Below are 17,227 nucleotides of genomic sequence, written 5' to 3'. Positions count from 1 at the left end.
GCGGAGAAATCAGTCCTGCACAACATCGCCACAGCCGGGGACGGCTGTGCCACACCATCTTCTTACTGCCGGTTTGGTTGGTTGCTTAAAATCACCTTCCCGCCGCGGCGGGCGACCTGGTAGGTGACCAGATCATGAAGCGTGGCTGGAACATTTTCCGCCTCGGTCCAGAGGAAGACGCGCGTTCGGGAGTTCCAGAGCTTCAGAAAGCTCTCGTCGTTCTCATAGATTGGCGGAGCATCGGGAAAGAGCGAGCCGTACCAGAGGTTGTGCGTGGCTTTGAGCACGTGGACTTGAATCCCTGTGTAGAAGTTCATGGTTGAACCTTCCTCGTACTCTCCATTAATCACGATCACATCGCCCGGCTTGTATTGTTTTTCGACGGCCAGGGCAAGCTGCTTGGAAGAGATGACCGGCTCAAAGATGGTGAATCCCTGCAATGCGCAGGCAAGCATGGCAACCATCATCACCGCCAAACAAAGATTCGCTATCACAGGCTTGCAGCGCTTGCGAAAGAAAAGGCTTGCGGTGCTGCCCAGCAGCATGGCGATGCCAGTCCCCATCAACGGAATGCGGAAGGCGCCCAAGGCCTGGGGCGTGAGATCAAGAAAATGTCCGAAGGAGAGCGCGTAGCGGGAAGGGTCGCGGCGAAGCAACTCGGCAATGTCATAGCCCGGAGCCGGCGCGCTGGACAGGGTCCCCAGCACCATTGCCGCAACAAAAACCACAAACCCAATGGCGAAAAAAATCCACGAGGAGATCAATCCGCTTTTTTCCGGGCCTTTGCCGGACTGCGATTCACGTGCGAGCCACGCGCCGATCAGCAGCGCAAGACCGGGCAGCGCCGGCAGAACGTAATATTCCTGCCGAGTAGAAAAGCTGAAAAATAACATGATGGCCGCGGGCCAGAGCGCGAACAGCAGAGTTGCGCGCGGCTCAAGCGCGGGCGCACGGTAAAAATCCTTCCATGCTTGCCGTACGCGAGCAACAGCTTGCGGCAGGAATGCGCTCCAGGGGAGCAGCCATATCAGAAGCAATCCCCAGAAAAGCCACAGAGGCACCGTGTCGTAATCCTTGGGAATACGCGTGCCCAGATAGCGCTTGAAGTGTTCATTGACGAAATAAAACCAGAGGAAGCCCTTGGCCTTGCCTGCGGGCGGATTGGCCAATGCAGCCAGAATGTGCCAGGGAGCGGCCACCGCAAGAAAAACCAGCGCGCTCGACACCAATCTCATGCGCAGCAGATGGCGGAGGTTTTTCGTCAACAGAAGATAGAGAAAAATTATGGCCCCGGGAAAGATGATCCCAATCAATCCTTTTGCCAGCACGCTCAACGCAGCGGTGACCGCCAGCCCCCAACAGGCAAGCAGCGAGGGCTTAGGCTCATTCAGCCCCAAGAGAAAGAAGCCGAGACCGGCGGTCAGCAACAATCCAACAATTAAATCGGGGATAAAAAATCGCGTATATATAAAAGGACCGAACGAGGTAACGATGATCAGCCCGGCATAAAAGCCAGCCCTGGGGCCATACACCCAGCTTCCCAGCCGGTAGAGAACAAGGGCCAACAGCAGCACGGCGAGGGTGAGCGGCAGGCGCGTGCTCCACTCCGAAACCCCGAAAAGCTTGTAGCAGAGCGCAACTGCCCAATACTGTAAAGGGGCTTTCTCCAGATAGCGTACCCCGTTGGCATACAGGGTCACCCAATCATGACGGGTAAGCATCTCGCGGGCGGCCTCGGCGTGCACGGTATCGGCATCATCAAGAAGAGCAGGCCGGAAGAGCCCCGGAATATAAATCGCAGCCCAAAACAAAGTAATCAAAATCACGAAAAGCACGGGGCTTGGACGCGGTCTGGATAAAGATCCAGGGTCAGCAGGGGAATCTACATTAGCAATGTCAGACGAAATGGTGCTCAAAGCGAGATTCGAGGGCCTTTCTCTATTTTCAGTGGTTCCTACCGATTATAAGGGAAGCCTGTGGGCCCAGGCTTCTTCGGGAAGACTTTTTATAGGGCGTTCATCTGAGTTCAGCTTTGGAGTAATGCCTCTTTTGTGCCAAAATGGTGCTCTCCCCAAGATTTCATTTGCTTTGCATGTGATTTGGCAGCAAAATTAAGCTCCCAATTCAAGAGCTTTCAGGTAAGGAAAGTCCCGTGACCCCTCAACCCTCCGTATTGCAGTTGTTTCTGGTCTTAGAGGGACTACTGACTTTATTTCTGATCCTGCTTTTCTTCATTATTCTCCGTGCCTACCGGCAGCAGCGTGAATTTTTCCGCTGGTGGATCCAGGCCTGGTCGGCCTTTGCTGTTTTCCTTGGGGCACATGCCCTGGCGTTTCAACTTCCAGAATCGTCGCAGCTCCGCCTGGTCTTGATCACCTTGGCCACGATTGCGGGATTCCTGGAGCCGATTTATTTGTCGTATGGCGCACGAAGTTTTGATGACCCGGAAAACCAGGGCGGATGGCTTCGGGCCACCGTGCTCGCGTTACTAGCAGCCTTGCTGGTTAGCGCAATTCCCTTTGCTCCGCTGGTTTTTAGCGCAATTCCCAGCTTTGAGCCGAATTCGACTTTTGGTATCCTCCTTCGCACTTTTCCGCGCCAGGTACTTCTGGGCGGGTCTTTCTGGTATTGCGCTGCAGTTTTCTGGTCTCGCCGGCAAAAGGAAGGAACAGCGGCAAAGACCCTGGCGGCTTCGTGCCTCCTCTGGGGCGCCAATGTGCTTGTCCTTGCCGGTTATAGTTTGATTGCATTTATCAGGCGGGATTCATCCGTGCCTGCCATGTTTCTTGGATCTGATCTGCTGCCCTTTGAAAGCTCCGGTTTTTTCCTGAACCTCTTCGCCGAATTTGGCATGGCCCTCGGAACCATCATGCTGTTGGCCAAACAGCAGAAGCAATCGCAACTGCAATTGCACGAGAGCGAGGCCGAGATCCGTTTGTTGGTCGAGCAGCAGCCGGCAGTGCTCTGGACGGTGGACCGCAACCTGCGTTTTTTATCGTCCCAAGGCTCGGGACTCGCGGCCGTCGGCCTCAGACCGGGGGAGGGCGTAGGCTCAACCCTGTTTGAATATCTGAGGACTGACGACCCCGCCTATCTGCCCATTGCCTGCACCTTGCGCGCCCTGAAAGGCGATGAAAGCTCTTTTGAAATGCCGTGGAGAAGGCGCATCTTTGAGACGCACGTGCGGCCGCTGCGCGACGGGCAAGGCAATATCACCGGAGCGTTCGGCATTTCCACAGATGTAACCGACCGCAAAGAAGCTGAGCGCGCCTTACGAGCCAGTGAAACGAATTATCGCATGCTGATGGAGCAGGCCTCCGATGCCATCCTGATTATTGATCACGCCGGCAAATACCTGGACCTCAACTCCCAGTTCTGCAAGATGCTGGGCTACACCCGCCAGGAGCTGTTGCAGGCCAAGACAAAAGATCTTTTGTTGCCGGAGGATTATGACCGTTTCCTCCAACAGATCCCTGGAATGCAGCCCGGCAGCAGTTTGCGTGTCGAGCGCAGGCTTCGGCACAAGAATGGAAGCACGGTGTTCGTGGAAGCCTCGGTCAAGGCGTTGGCCGACGGCCGTATCCTTTCGATCTCGCGTGATGTCACGTCACGAAAGCAGGCGGAAGAATTATTGCGTATCAGCGAGGAGCGCTACCGCTCACTGGTACAGCAGTCTTCGGAGGGCATTTTTGTGGTTGATCCGCTGAACATGCGGATTCAGGAAGCCAATGCAGCCATGCTGGCCATGCTGGGATACCGGCCCGACGAGATTAAAAAGCTGAAACTTTATGACATCGTGGTAGATACGCCCGCAAGTGTCGACGCCAACGTGCGGAGGACCTTGCAGGAACGCCGCATTCAAATTGCCAACCGCAAGTACAGGAGAAAAGACGGATCTCTGATTGATGTGGAAATCCGGGGCTCAATCGTTCAATACGGACAATCTGAACTGGTGCTGGCCAACGTAATTGACTTAACGGAGCGCAAGAGCACCGAGTTTGAGCTGCAGATGATTACCGAACAGTTGCGCACGGTCAGCTCTGCCATGACTGAATTTCTCGGGACCGGCAATTGGAACAGCGCCAGCCGGATCTTATTGCATGGCGCGCTTACGCAAACTCAAAGCGAATATGGTTTTGTAGGCGTTGTCGTAGAAGACGAGCTGCGCGTGCTTGCGCACGACGGAATTATCTGGGACCAGGAGACAAACCGGGAATTCTATGAAACCGCGCTGCAGACCTATAAAAAGCTCGGCTATCTGGCATTCCCCAACCTGGAGAACCTTTTTGGGCGCGTCATCACATCGGGAAAGGCGATTACCGCAAATAACCCTGCTTCTGATCCGCAGGCTGCCGGAAGCCTGCCGCCGGGCCATCCACCTCTTAAGAGCTTCCTGGGTGTGCCCATCCACAAGGAAACGGTGGTCGTGGGCATGATCGCGGTTGCCAATCGGCCCGGAGGATACAGCGTCGTCGAGCAACAGAAGATCGAAGCGCTGGTCAACGCAGTTGGTGTGCTCTATGACAGCTACCGGCGCTCGCTTCAGGAGCAGGTTTTGCTCGAACAAAAGCGTAAGGCGCAAGAGGCGCAGGCACAACTCCACCTGGCGGTGCAAAGCGCTGCGCACGAGTGGCGGCTGACGTTCGATTCTATCCAGTTCCCTATTTTCATGGTTGATCAGCATGGGATCGTGGTGCGCCTGAACCGGGCGGCGCGTGATTTGACCGGAAGAAACTTTCCCGATTTGCTGGGCAAGCCTTTGCAGTCCTTCGGCGAACATCAGCCGTGGGTCGCCGCGGGCGAGATTGTGCAGGGCATTGTGGCCGACCAGGAGCGCCCTAAGACATTGCAGGTCTATGACGAATTCAGCGGGAAAAGCTGGGACCTGCTGGTCTACGTTGTTCCCGCTACTGAGACCGAAAGCAAGCTTGACCGCTTTATCGTCGCCTTGCGCGATATTACTCCCATGGTTGAGCTTCAGGCCTCTCTGCGGCGCAACGAAACCATGTCTACCATGGGCGCATTGGTGGCAGGTGTAGCGCATGAGGTGCGCAATCCGCTGTTCTGTATTTCTGCCACCCTCGATGCCCTGGAGGCCAAGTTTGACAGGCAGGAAGGGCAGCAACAATACCTTGACGTGCTTAAACGGGAGATCAAGCGGCTCAACGATCTCATGAGTGAATTGCTCGAGTATGGCAAGCCGGCCAAGTTGGAACTGGTGGAGGAGTCCTTACAAGTCGTCCTGGACCGTGCGATCCAGAATTGCTCTATGCTGGCTGAGCAATCGCAGGTGCAGGTTCTGAATACGGCGAATCTGCGCGACGTGATTATGCGCATGGACCAGATGCGCATGACAGAGGTTTTTCAGAACATCATCGATAATGCAATTCGGCATTCGCCAGCCGGCGCCACAGTCACGGTCAGGGCCCAGATATGGCGGACCGACGGACAACCATGGATTTCCTGTTTCATTGAAGACCATGGGCCGGGCATTCGCAATATTGATTTGCCCAAGATTTTTCAACCCTTTTTCACCAAGCGGCGCGGCGGAACCGGTTTGGGACTGCCCATTGTTCAACGCATTGTTGAAGCCCACGGTGGAAAGGTGGTGGCCTTTAATCATCCGAAAGGAGGCGCAGTCCTGCGAGTGAGCCTGCCGTATTCGGCGTCCGCGGAGCAAGAGCAGGAGCAGACCGCCAGCGCTTCATGACAAAGAGTCGCTGGACATTCTGCTCAATCTCAGTTAAAAGACTTCTACAGTTGCTCCCAGGCTGCCCTTGAGGGCTGAAAACTAACGATGGCCAGAAATCGAATCCTGATCGTGGATGATGAGTCCGGAATCCGTTTTGGCATCCGCAATTTTCTGGATGCTCACGGTTTTGACGTGACCGAGGCGGAAAACTGCAAGTCCGCCCTGGAGATATTCCGAAGTGCGCCTTCCGACCTTGTTCTTGTGGATTATTCCCTTCCCGATGGCAATGCCCTGGAGCTTCTGCCGCGCCTGAAAGAGATCAACGCTGCTCTGCCCGTCGTGGTTTTGACCGGCCATGGAAGCATTGATCTGGCAGTGCGCGCCATTAAAGAGGGAGCTGAACAATTCATCACCAAACCGGTCGAGCTTCCCGCGCTGTTAGTAGTGCTGCAAAGGGTCCTGGAAAATCAGCGCAGCCGCCGCAAAGAAATGGCAGGCAAATCACGCCAGTCGCGCAGCCGGGAAATCAATCCTTTTATCGGCACCAGCGTGTTGATCCGCCAGTTGGAAGAGGAAGCCAGAAAAGTTGCGGCCACTGAGAGTCCGGTATTGATCCAGGGAGAAACCGGCGCCGGAAAGAGCATTCTGGCAGGATGGATGCACCAGAACTCCACCCGCACCGATGAAGCTTTTGTAGACCTGAATTGCGCCGGCTTGAGCCGCGAGTTTCTCGAAACCGAATTGTTTGGGCATGAAAAGGGCGCATTCACCGGCGCCGTTGCAGCCAAGAGCGGGTTGCTGGAAGTTGCGCACAAGGGAACTGTGTTTCTGGATGAAATCGGCGACGTTGATATGCAGGTGCAACCCAAACTCCTCAAAGTCCTGGAAGAAAAACGTTTCCGGCGTCTGGGCGAAGTCCGCGACCGTGTAGTGGATATTCGCCTGATTGCAGCTACTCACCAGAACCTGCGCAACATGGTGGTGGAAAAGCACTTTCGCGAAGACCTGTTCTTCCGCATTAGCACTTTGCCGTTGCGCACACCGGCATTGCGCGAGCGGCCCGAGGACATTCCTTTATTGGCGGAACATATGCTTGAGGGGCTCTCGCTCGATCGAGGACGCGGTGAATACCATCTTTCCCCGGAAGCAACGGATGCCATTCAGCACTACCCCTGGCCGGGAAATATTCGCGAGTTACGCAATGTCCTGGAGCGCGCCGTTCTGCTGGGTGAAAGAAATCTTATTCAACGACAGGACTTGAAACTTGAAGCTGCCGCTATTCCGTTACAGCCGGCAGAAAATACCAATGGCGGCTATGCCGCTGACCTGACGCTGGAAGAGGTAGAGCGGCGGCACATTGAACTTGTTCTCCGCGAAGAAAAAGGGCGGGTAGAAGCTGCCGCCAAACGGCTCGGAATCCCAAGAAGCTCCCTCTATAACATGGTTAAGCGCTATCAGATTCCCCTGTCCAGACTTTAGAATATTATTGTCCAAGAGTTAGATTTGCGGCTTTATTCCATAAGCTGGAAATTAAATAAGTCATTTATTTTTAATATCTTAACAGCATAACACCCCCTTCCAGTTTGGCTCTAAACGTGCATTAATGTTTCCATGCCCCGGAAGATATTAGTCGTTGATGATGAAGAACCGATCCTGTTTGCCATGCGTGAGTACTTCACCACGTGTGGATACGAGGTGGATTGCGCCCGGGAGCTCGAAGAAGCCGAGGCCCTAATCTCAAACATGCATTACGCCCTGGTGATCGCCGACATGCGATTGACCGGCATCCAGGCGGCGGAAGGCCTGGAATTAGTTGCTTTTGTGCGCCAACGCTGTTTTTCGGCGCGCGTTATCATCATGACCGCTTATGGCACTGCTGAAATGGAAGGCGAAGCTTGGCGGTTGGGAGTTGATTTTTTCCTGCACAAGCCACAACCGCTTCCCGAAGTCGCGCAGATTGTCGAGAGCCTACTAGAGAATGAAGTATGCGCATGAAGGAGCCCTCCGGGCTAAATGCAATCCTGGCGCCAGGTGGACTAACCGTAAGATTTCAGCCTGTCATCGCGCTCAATTCTAATGGATCCGGTCGACCCACTCTTCACGCCCTAGAAAGCCTCATGCGTGGGCCTAAAGGCACAAACCTCGAAACCGCAGGTGTGCTTTTCGAATATGTGCGCCTGAAACACGAAGAAAACACTGTGGACCGCGCCTGCGTGCAAACTGCTCTGGAAGGCGCGTCCCGCCTGCCTGGAAACTTCCTCATCTCGATCAATATTCACGCCTCTACTTTGGGACGCGACCCCGGCTTTATTCCTTTCCTTGTAAGTACGGCCGAAGAAAAAGGCATTCCGCTTTCTTCATTGATTATCGAAATCGTGGAACAAAAACCTTTCTGGGAGCCCAGTCTTCAGAAAGCACTCATCCGGCTGCGCGAGCATTCCATCAGCATTGCCCTGGACGATGTTGGACTGGGTTATTCCAACTATCGCATGATGCTCGATTGCAAACCCGACTATTTCAAGATTGATTCCTACGTGGTGCGCGGTTCGCATGAAGACCCTTATCGGAGAGCGGTCCTGGGTTCAATTGCGCAGCTCGCCTCAAAATTTAATGCCCAAGTCGTGGCCGAAGGTGTGGAAGACACCCTGGACATGGAATCGGTGGCGGAGGCCGGAATCGGCCTGACACAAGGCTATTTATTTGCCAAGCCCCTGACCGTGGAAGAATTTATCGCCAGTGATTGGGCGCATTCTTGCTCTTCTGTGCACTGTGCCGCTCCGATTTCCCTGCCTGCTGTTTCCTAAGATTCATACCTATTGGGCCCATCGTGTGAAGTTTTGTACACTAAAAGCATGTGGCTCGGATCGGGCATAGCGTGTGATACAGACGTGCATGTGTTCAAAAATTCAACTAAAAATTAAAAACTAAAGGGTCATTCATTGTTACGAGCTTTCTTTATTGGACTCTCGCAGAGCCAGTCTTTGCGCTCGATGTCGGAAAAATCATCCCTGGGGCGGAAACTCTCACATCGCTTTGTCGCCGGCACAGAGTTGGAAGACGTGTTGCAGGCCGCCAAAGAGGTCAACAGCGCCGGCTGCTCGGTAAGCATGGATAATCTTGGCGAAAACGTCACCCGCATCGAAGAGGCGCAGCATACTGCCGATCTTTACCATCGCCTTCTGGATGAAATTCAAGCACGCAAGCTCGACGCCAACGTCAGCGTGAAGCTTACCTCCCTGGGCCTGGATGTGGATGAGAAGCTGGCACGCGACATCACTCACAGCCTGGTGGAACATGCCACTGGCAACAACAACTTTGTGCGTATAGATATGGAGGGTTCACCCTATACGCAGCGCACATTGGATTTCGTTCATGAGTTGCACGGCCAGGACAGACACCAGGGCCACGTCGGCGCCGTCATTCAAGCTTATATGCGCCGCAGTGAAAAAGATGTTGAACGGTTGCTGCAGGAGAGAATTCGGATCCGGTTGTGCAAGGGAGCTTACAAGGAGCCACCGGAGCTGGCTTTCCAGAAGATGCCGGAGGTCAACCAGAACTACATACGGCTCATGAAGATGCTGCTCAAGAGCGGCGTCTATCACGGCATCGCCACGCACGACGAGAAGATGATTGCAGCGACATTGGAGTTCGCCAAAACCGAAAAGATTTCATCCGATGCTTTTGAGTTCCAGATGCTCTATGGAATCCGGCGCGATCTGCAGCGCAAGCTTGTCCAGGATGGCTGGCAGATGCGCGTGTATATCCCCTTTGGGTCGGAGTGGTATCCATATTTCATGCGGCGTTTGGCGGAGCGCCCCGCCAATGCTCTCTTTGTTCTGAAGAACCTGTTCAAATAGACTGGCGCTCTCAATTGCCTCAAATTGTGTAAGATACCCCTATGGCGTCAACTGGAAACAGCGCCTCTCCAGTCGCTTTAGCAGAATTCACTGCGCTCGTGAATAGCAACATTGAAGATGAGCGCATTGACCTGGCACGCGCCGCTCTGGCCATTGCCCGCACAGAATATCCGCAGCTTGACTCTGATCTTTACCTGGCAATCTTGCAGGCGCTGGCGCAGCGGGTACGATCGCGCCTCGCACGCAATCCCACGGCCCCGGAAACCATTAACGTCCTCAATACTGTGATCTTTGGTGAAGAACATTTCCGCGGCAACGTGCAAGATTATTACGATCCCCGCAATTCGTTTTTGAATGAAGTTCTCGACCGCAAGATGGGGATCCCGATAACACTGGCGCTGGTGTACGAAGAAGTGGCGCGACGCATCGGACTGCCGCTGTTCGGGGTGGGGATGCCGGGACACTTTCTGCTCAAGCATTACGATGTGGATGGGCGGCAGGTAATTCTTGATCCTTTTCACGGCGGGTCTTTGCTGACGCCGCAGGAGTGCCAGAAACGGCTGGACCAGATTTATTCCGGCCAGATGCAACTGCAATCGGAATTTCTCTCCTGCGTAAGCCGGCGGCGCTGGCTTACGCGTCTGCTGAATAACCTGAAAACCATTTATCTATCGAGCCGGAATTTCCGCAAGGCGCTGGTCATGGCCGACCTGATCCTGGCGATTTATCCGCGATCGCCGGAAGATGTGAAGCAGCGAGCGGCGCTGCGCTACAACCTCGGACAAATGCGCAATGCTCTCATGGACTTTGAGGATTATTTGAAGATGCTGCCTGAGGCGTCGGATGCGGATGATATCCGGGCAGTGATTCTTTCCATTCGTCGAAATCTGGCAAGCCGGAATTAAGAAAGCAGTCAGCAATCAGCATTCAGTCCTGAAAGCCTATCTTAAAAACTTGCAAAATAATCAAGTTTCTCAAGCGCTTATACTGCACCATTTATGGTGCAATATAGCCATGTAAATTATAGAAAATAAATGGGTTGCTATTTTTTGGTTTCAGCATTTTCGGCCTCCAGCTTGCGGCGAGAGAGTTTGGCTGGCTCGAAGGTGGGATCCAGGTTGCAGGCCTCCACCATGAAAGCTAGTGCCTCGGAAGAGCGTCCCAACCCCAGAGAACATAGGCCCAGGTTGTAACTGGTGGCAGCAGAGGGCGCGAATATCTGTTCTGATGTCTTGAACATAGAGAGAGCTTCCGCGAAGAACTGCAATTCGAGCAAAATAACTCCACAGTTGAAGGCCAGGACATTTTCACTGGGATTCACCGGATAGTGGTTGGCCCAGGTGCGCATCACGGCGTTGCGGAGGTCGTTGCGATCGGCGGATACGCTTCGAAGCTGCCGGGCAAGCACGGGAAACAGCCGCAGCAGAGCCACGGGATCCCAGCGAGTGAGCCTGAGGGTTGACAGTATCTGGGGCACCGACATTTCTTCCATATGAGGATTTAACCAAGCCAACAAGGTAAACACGTCGTCAGGACCAAGCACCGCCTGCGCCTCCTGGTAAGCTGCCTTGGTTGCTGGGAAGTGATCGCCTGACCTGTGCTGAAGGAAGGCACAGATGCACAGGCTGGCAGAGTGCTTATCGGGTGTAAATGCCTCTCCTCCGATGGTCTGGAAATATTTTCCGATGGCATGGAAGTTGACCATCTGGGAAAAACAGTTGGCGGCAGCGTGGAATTCGAGCACCGGCGCCCCCTGGGAGAACAGCAACTCGTCTTCGTGAGGATATCCTTTGTCGGCGGCCAGGACGAGCATTCTGCCATCGGTGATGTTTCCTAGCTGCTGCAGGGTTTTGAGAGTAGCGGAGGGAAACAACACCGTGGCAGCAGGCAAATGGCTGCGATAGTGCTCCAATATGTCATTCCAGGACTGCTCCGGATAGCGGTTCGGCGACAGGCTGACATTCTTATATGCGAGCTGCAGGCGTGACAGGGCTTCGACCGTGCCATCTCCGCCGCTGGGGGCGGTGGTGGTTATCAAGGCTTCGGAGATTTGCCCTTCCTTGATGACAAAGGCATCCTGCGGGAGGCTGTCAAAGACGTAGTTCGCAATCAGGACGAGAGGCCCTTTGCCCGTTTTTGATGCTTTTCCGCTGACATACTGGGATTTGGTTTCTTCGCCGACTTGGAACAGTTCAAATTCCAAGATTCCACAAGCGACAAACTCAGCGAGGTAACTGTTTGTGCGCCAGGGTTCGATCAAGCTTTCCGAACAATCGGTCATGCAATAGCGCACGGTATCGAGACCGATATTGGCGGCACGCAACAAGGCCGTAAGCTGGCGCAAAAACAGATAAGAGAATTTGCCGGGACCGGCCCCGAGTTCCAGAATGCGAAGCGGATTCTGGGATGACAACTGGCCACAGTCGCGAAGGAAATTGAAGACGATACGGGCATAGATCTCAGTGATAAAAGGGTTGTTGGTAATGTACTGGGGAACCATGTCCTCGGTCCAGACTTTGAGGCCGCGCTGAACATAGAACTGGCGCTGCAATCGCCAGATCAAGGACTGGGAGAGCGGTACGTCACGTTCCAGAGGCTCGTTCGAGGGTGGGTCAATCGGCATTTTGGTTCCCGGCAGTGATGGTTATTCTACCCGACATGCAAAAGGGCCCGGGGGGTTGGTCCCGGGCCCCTGTGCTTGCCAATATTCGAACGAGCCGTGCTCAGCTTCGCGCCGGAAAGACTCCCTGCAGCGCGAGGATAAATGTCAGGCCGAGAAAGGGCGGCATGTTGTTGTGGGGTAGATTGCCGCCGGCGATCGACGTGCCAAACGGGTTCATCTGCACATTCTGCGGGCTGGAAGATGTATAGAGATTTCCGAACCCTTTCTGCCCCGACGCCCAGGCGTTGTTTGTAGGGCTTGGCTGGTTAGGCGTACCGGTGGCCTGCGCCGTGTGGCTATGCGCGGGCATCTCGGTCTGAAGCAGCGTAACGGCCTGTTCACCGCTGGTCTCGCCCAGATCACGCAAGCTCAAGCCTGGTCCTTGCCCGGCCTGCATGGGCGCGCAACCCTGAAGATTTGGTATAGCAAAGTTACTCTTGCCGTCCCCCCCATACGTTGTACCCAGCAGCGAAAACAAGGCGGTGTTCTGGCTAATCGGCATGAGTTGGCCGTCACATAAAGCCCAGCCTTTGGGCGCGAAGTTTCCCGTAAAGATTCTGATTTCCGCTAGAAATGGATTTGACATGAGATTCCTCTCCTAATTCTGCGAGGGGAATATCCCCTGCAGCGCGATGATGAAATTCAACACCAAATACGGTGACATGTTTTCGTGAGGCTGGCTGCCACCTGTCGGTAGCACGCAGGCCGGGTTCATGGCAGAATCAGCGGTGCTGTTGTACAGATTACTCGTAGAAGTCGCCCAGAGATTTCCAGAAGCACTTGCGGAGCTGGGGGAATTGGACGACCCCACCGGCACATGGTTATGGGCCGGCACCTCGGAGATGTTGAGCGTGTGCGCGGTCTCCCCGCCGAGCTCGCCCAGGGCAATGCCATTGCCTACATGCACGGGCGAGCGGCCTTGCAGATTCGGCAAGCCAAAGGTTACTCTTCCATCTCCGCCATAAGTAGTGCCCAGGATGGAAAACAATGCCTGGTTCTGATTGATGGGCAAGAGTTGCCCGTTGCAGAAGGTCCATCCCTTCGGCGGAAAATTCCAACTGATAATCTTGATTTCTCCCAAAAACGGCTCTGACATTTTTTTCTCCTTGTCAATTCAAGGGCCTGAGGCCCCGATTGCTACGATTTCGCCTTGCTCTTTGCCTCTTCAAAGCTCACAAACCTTAAGTCTGGGACGGAAATATGCCAAAGAGCGAAAGAATAAAGTTGATCACCAGGAACGGGACCATGTTGTCGTGGGGCTGCGATCCACCAGCCGAGCCTATTGCAGCCGGATCCATGGCTATGCCGGGAGGAGTATCGCCATAGTCGGTAGCCGGGCTTGAAGACGCCCACACGCCATTGGCAGGACTGGATAGATTGCCGGTAGCGGAAAACGCCTGCGGCACGTGGCTGTGCGCCGGTATCTGGCTCGTGGTCAAGGTAACAGTTTCAGCGCCACCGGTTTGACCCAGGGCGAAGCCCGGTCCCACGTGAACCGGAACACGGCTTTGCAGGTTAGGCAGCGCGAAGGTTGACTGTCCATCGCCGCCATAGGTAGTACCAATCAGGTTGAACAGCGCGTCATTCTGGCTAATCGGTATTATAGCCCCATTGCAGAAAGACCAACCTACGGGGGCGAAGTTCCCACCGAACATCCGGATTTCACCTATAAATGGTTGTGACATGTTTTTTGCTCCTGTTTAAAGACAGTTTAAGTTTCAAGCTTCATGTTTCAACTGCAAGAGACGTAGCAAGCTACGTCTCTACCCGGTCATTCTTACTCTTACGGCGTTACTGTTAAAGTGACGCTTGTCTGCGCCGAAATGTTGCCATTGGTGGCGGTGACGGGAATGACGTAGGTTCCCGGATGCGTCTGGAAGCCATTACCATTATCGAACCCCTTGGCGTGGCCACCGCATCCTGACAGGACCAACAACATACCCAGCAGAATGACGCCCAGAATTATCAACCGCACAGCCTTGCTCTTCTTCTTGCGCTTGTCATCGCCTCTACCCATGCCTGCAAAGAGCAGGCCCACCATGGGCAGCGTCATCACCATGGCCACGTACACCGGCGCCCCGCCCAGCGGAGATTGGGGTTGATTCATCCCGAATGGTGGGGCCGTGGTGGTGACGGACATGGTTTCGTTGGTTGAGCCGTTGCTTGCCGGTACAGGTGGATTAAAGCTGCACGATGTGCCCGCAGGCAGGCTGGAGCACAGCAACGCTATGGCATTGGGCACGCTGGCGTTGACGGTAAATGTAAAGGTTGCCGTCTGGCCTCGGCTCACGGTCGCGGCGTTAATGCCCGGCGTGATGGTAATGAACAACGGAACAATCGTGGTCAGGTTATTGGCGACGTTATTGGCCGGATTGGTGTCGCCGCCACCGGAGACCGTGGCCGTATTGGTCACAGTCGTAGTGACAGTACCCGGACCGATATTGCCGGTGAGTGTAATCGGAGGATAACTGGCACCATTGGCCAGAGCATCACTACGGGTGCAGGTCGCTGTGGCCACAGTGCAGGCCCAACCCGTGCCGCTCATGGCGGTAGGGGTAAAGAGCGCGGGAACGGTGTCGACCACGGTTATAGTTCCCGCCGATGAACCGATGCCGACATTACTTACCGTAATGGTGTAGCTGGCACCGACCTGCCCGAAGAAGAAGTTACCAACGTGGGTCTTGGTGATGGTGATGTCGGCCGCGGTCACGGTGAGAACAGCGGTGGCGGTGTTGCCGGTCCCGCCGTTGGTGGAGCTGACCGGGCCAGTGGTGTTGGTGTAAGTCCCTGCAGTCGCGCTGGTGACATTCACACTAAAGGTGCAAGCGCCAGGCGCAAGCGTTGCTCCGGTGAGGGTGATGCTCCCGGAACCGGCGGTCGCGGTGATGGTTCCACCGCCGCAAGCGCCAGCCAGCCCGTTTGGTGTAGCTACTACAACACCTGCCGGCAAGGTGTCGGTGAAGCTCACTCCCGTGAGCGCGATGGTATTTACAGCAGGGTTGGTGACGGTGAAGGTCAGCGCGCTGTTGGTATTGATGGCGATGACGGCCGGGTTAAAGGACTTGCTGATCGAGGGCGGCGCCGCTACGGCGATGCTCGCCGAGGCGGTATTGCCCGTGATCCCGATGAAGGTACCGCTGCCGTCATCGAAGCTGGCGGTGATGTTGCCGCTGGTGTTGTTTTTCGTGCCGGCGCTGGTACCGGTTACGTTCACTGACAAGGTGCAGTTGGAGCTTGGCGGCAGGTTGAACGCCGTCGCATTGATGCTATTGCTTCCTGGGTTTGCGGTAACGGCGGCCCCGTTGTTGGTAACGCAGGTGCCGACCACGCCGTTGGGCGCGGCCACCACCAGCCCGGCAGGCAGGAAGTCGCTGAAGTCAGTGTTCACCAGGGTCACCGTGGTGTTCGGGTTAGTAGCTGTAAAGGTGAGCGAGGTGGTGCCACCCAGCGGAATGCTGGCAGCCCCGAAGACCTTGGCCAGGGTCGGGGGAAGAACTACCTCAAGAGTTGCAGTGTTGCTAGGTGTGCCGGGACCGCTTTCATTGGCCGAGATCGGTCCGGTCGTGTTGTTTTTGATCCCCGCGGTGGTTGCTCTCAAGTTCACGTTAACTGTACAGGTCGCGTTAACTGCCGTCACCGCTCCACCTGCCAGGCTAATCGAGCCTGATCCGGGTGTAGCCGTGACCGCGCCGCCGCAGTCGCTAAACAGACCGTTGGGAGCGGCCACCACGAGGCCGACAGGCAAGGCGTCGGTGAACTGAATCCCCGTCAGGTCTACGCTGGCGTTAGGATTGCTGATGCCGAAGGACACGCTGACGATCCCATTCAGTGCGACCGCGCTCGCCGAGAAGTTCTTGGTGATGGTTGGGGGCGAGGCTACGTTCAGAGTAGCCGATGCGGTGTTACCGGTGCCGCCGTTGGTAGAGCTGACCGCGCCGGTGGTGTTGAGATAAGAGCCGGGAGTTGAACTGGTCACATTCACACCTACCGTGCAAGTGCTGTTGACTGCAATCGTGCCTCCGACGAGAGACACTGTACCCGAGCCGGCCGTCGCTGTAGCGGTACCGCCGCAGGTATTGGTCAACCCGTTGGGCGTTGCAACCACAAGTCCGGCAGGGAAATTATCGGTGAATGCCACTCCGTTCTCGGCGACGTTATTGGCCGCTGGATTGGTGAGGGTAACGGTCAAAGTGCTGACCCCGTTGGCAGGAATGCCAATGGGGTTGAAGGCCTTGGCGATCGAGGGCGGTCCTACCACGGACAGCGAGGCTGAGGCCGTCCCGCCGGTGCCACCCTCAGTCGAAGTAACGTTACCAGTTGTGTTGTTCTTGATTCCCGAAGTCGTGCCGGTCACGTTCACCGAGAAGTTGCAGGAGGTGCTCTGCGCCAGAGTTGCACCCGAGAGACTGATGACATTGGTGGCCTGAGTGGCTGTGATCGTCCCGCCGCCGCATGTACCTGCCAGACCGTTAGGCGTTGATACCACCAGACCTGCAGGCAGCGTGTCACTGAAGCCGATCCCGCTCAGCGCGGTCGTGGTGTTGTTGTTCTGGATGGTGAAGGTCAAGCTGGTCGAGCCGTTCAGCGCAACGCTGGCCGCTCCGAAGGCCTTGATGATGACCGGCGGCCCTACTACCGTGATGCTGGCGTTCGAAGTATTGCCCGTGCCGCCTTCGGTAGAGGTCACCTGAACGCTGTTGTTATCTATGCCCGCAGCGGCTCCCTGCACGTTTACCGAGACCGTGCATGAAGCGCTAGCCGCCAGCGTGACGGCCGACAAGCTCACCGAACCGGAACCCGCTACTGCCGTGGCCGCGCCACCGCAGGTGTTGGTCAATCCGTTAGGCGTAGCTACGACCAGGCCTGCAGGCAGGTTGTCCGTGAAGGCAATCCCAGTCAGGGTAACGTTCGCCGGCGGATTTGCAATTGTGAAGGTTAAGCTGGTCGTCCCGTTCAACGGAATCTGGGCCACCCCAAATGCCTTGGTAATGGTCGGCGGCGCGGCTACCGTCAGGT

Annotated in this window: 12 protein-coding genes; 6 read left to right on the top strand and 6 right to left on the bottom strand. The window is 55.5% G+C overall.

Going from position 1 to position 17,227, the window contains the following annotated elements; all coding sequences use genetic code 11:
* Positions 1-62 precede the first annotated feature (62 nt).
* The gene (locus VK738_14285) at positions 63-1,826 is read right to left on the bottom strand and encodes a glycosyltransferase family 39 protein (protein ID HTD23824.1); all 1,764 of its coding nucleotides are present in this window, start codon (positions 1,824-1,826) and stop codon (positions 63-65) included.
* A gap of 326 nt (positions 1,827-2,152) precedes the next feature.
* Between VK738_14285 and VK738_14280 the strand changes: the two genes are divergently transcribed.
* The 6 genes from VK738_14280 (at position 2,153) to VK738_14255 (ending at position 10,454) form a co-directional block, all read left to right on the top strand.
* Positions 2,153-5,710 (top strand): PAS domain S-box protein, encoded by a 3,558-nt coding sequence (locus VK738_14280; GenBank protein HTD23823.1) that lies wholly within the window; start codon positions 2,153-2,155, stop codon positions 5,708-5,710.
* Positions 5,711-5,797: 87 nt separating this feature from the next.
* Entirely contained in the window at positions 5,798-7,171 is a 1,374-nt protein-coding gene (locus tag VK738_14275; protein ID HTD23822.1) for a sigma-54 dependent transcriptional regulator, read from the top strand.
* Between the two features lie 132 nt (positions 7,172-7,303).
* Positions 7,304-7,687 (top strand): response regulator, encoded by a 384-nt coding sequence (locus VK738_14270; protein HTD23821.1) that lies wholly within the window; start codon positions 7,304-7,306, stop codon positions 7,685-7,687.
* Positions 7,678-8,496 (top strand): EAL domain-containing protein, encoded by an 819-nt coding sequence (locus VK738_14265; protein ID HTD23820.1) that lies wholly within the window; start codon positions 7,678-7,680, stop codon positions 8,494-8,496. Before VK738_14270 ends, VK738_14265 begins: the two co-directional genes overlap by 10 nt.
* Before the next feature lie 135 nt (positions 8,497-8,631).
* On the top strand, positions 8,632-9,549 hold the full coding sequence (locus VK738_14260) for a proline dehydrogenase family protein (protein HTD23819.1): 918 nt from the start codon (positions 8,632-8,634) through the stop codon (positions 9,547-9,549).
* Positions 9,550-9,590: 41 nt separating this feature from the next.
* A complete protein-coding gene (locus VK738_14255; protein HTD23818.1) occupies positions 9,591-10,454 on the top strand; it encodes a transglutaminase-like domain-containing protein in 864 nt (287 codons plus the stop codon).
* Between the two features lie 137 nt (positions 10,455-10,591).
* Here VK738_14255 and VK738_14250 read toward each other — a convergent pair whose 3' ends face one another.
* The 5 genes from VK738_14250 to VK738_14230 all read right to left on the bottom strand — a co-directional run.
* Positions 10,592-12,172, bottom strand: a complete 1,581-nt coding sequence (locus VK738_14250; GenBank protein HTD23817.1) for an SAM-dependent methyltransferase — start codon at positions 12,170-12,172, stop codon at positions 10,592-10,594.
* A gap of 100 nt (positions 12,173-12,272) precedes the next feature.
* Positions 12,273-12,797, bottom strand: coding sequence for a tail fiber protein (locus VK738_14245; GenBank protein ID HTD23816.1), 525 nt, complete (start codon positions 12,795-12,797; stop codon positions 12,273-12,275).
* A 12-nt stretch (positions 12,798-12,809) separates the two neighbouring features.
* Complete coding sequence (locus VK738_14240) at positions 12,810-13,307, bottom strand: tail fiber protein (GenBank protein HTD23815.1); 498 nt, start codon at positions 13,305-13,307, stop codon at positions 12,810-12,812.
* Positions 13,308-13,392: 85 nt separating this feature from the next.
* The gene (locus VK738_14235) at positions 13,393-13,896 is read right to left on the bottom strand and encodes a tail fiber protein (GenBank protein ID HTD23814.1); all 504 of its coding nucleotides are present in this window, start codon (positions 13,894-13,896) and stop codon (positions 13,393-13,395) included.
* A gap of 98 nt (positions 13,897-13,994) precedes the next feature.
* Positions 13,995-17,227, bottom strand: a 3,233-nt coding sequence (locus VK738_14230) for a hypothetical protein (GenBank protein HTD23813.1), incomplete at its 5' end; no start/stop codon positions are given.

It is taken from the genome of Terriglobales bacterium (genome assembly GCA_035487355.1).
GTDB lineage: Bacteria > Acidobacteriota > Terriglobia > Terriglobales > Acidobacteriaceae > QIAW01.
This window is presented reverse-complemented; position numbering and strand designations above follow the sequence as displayed.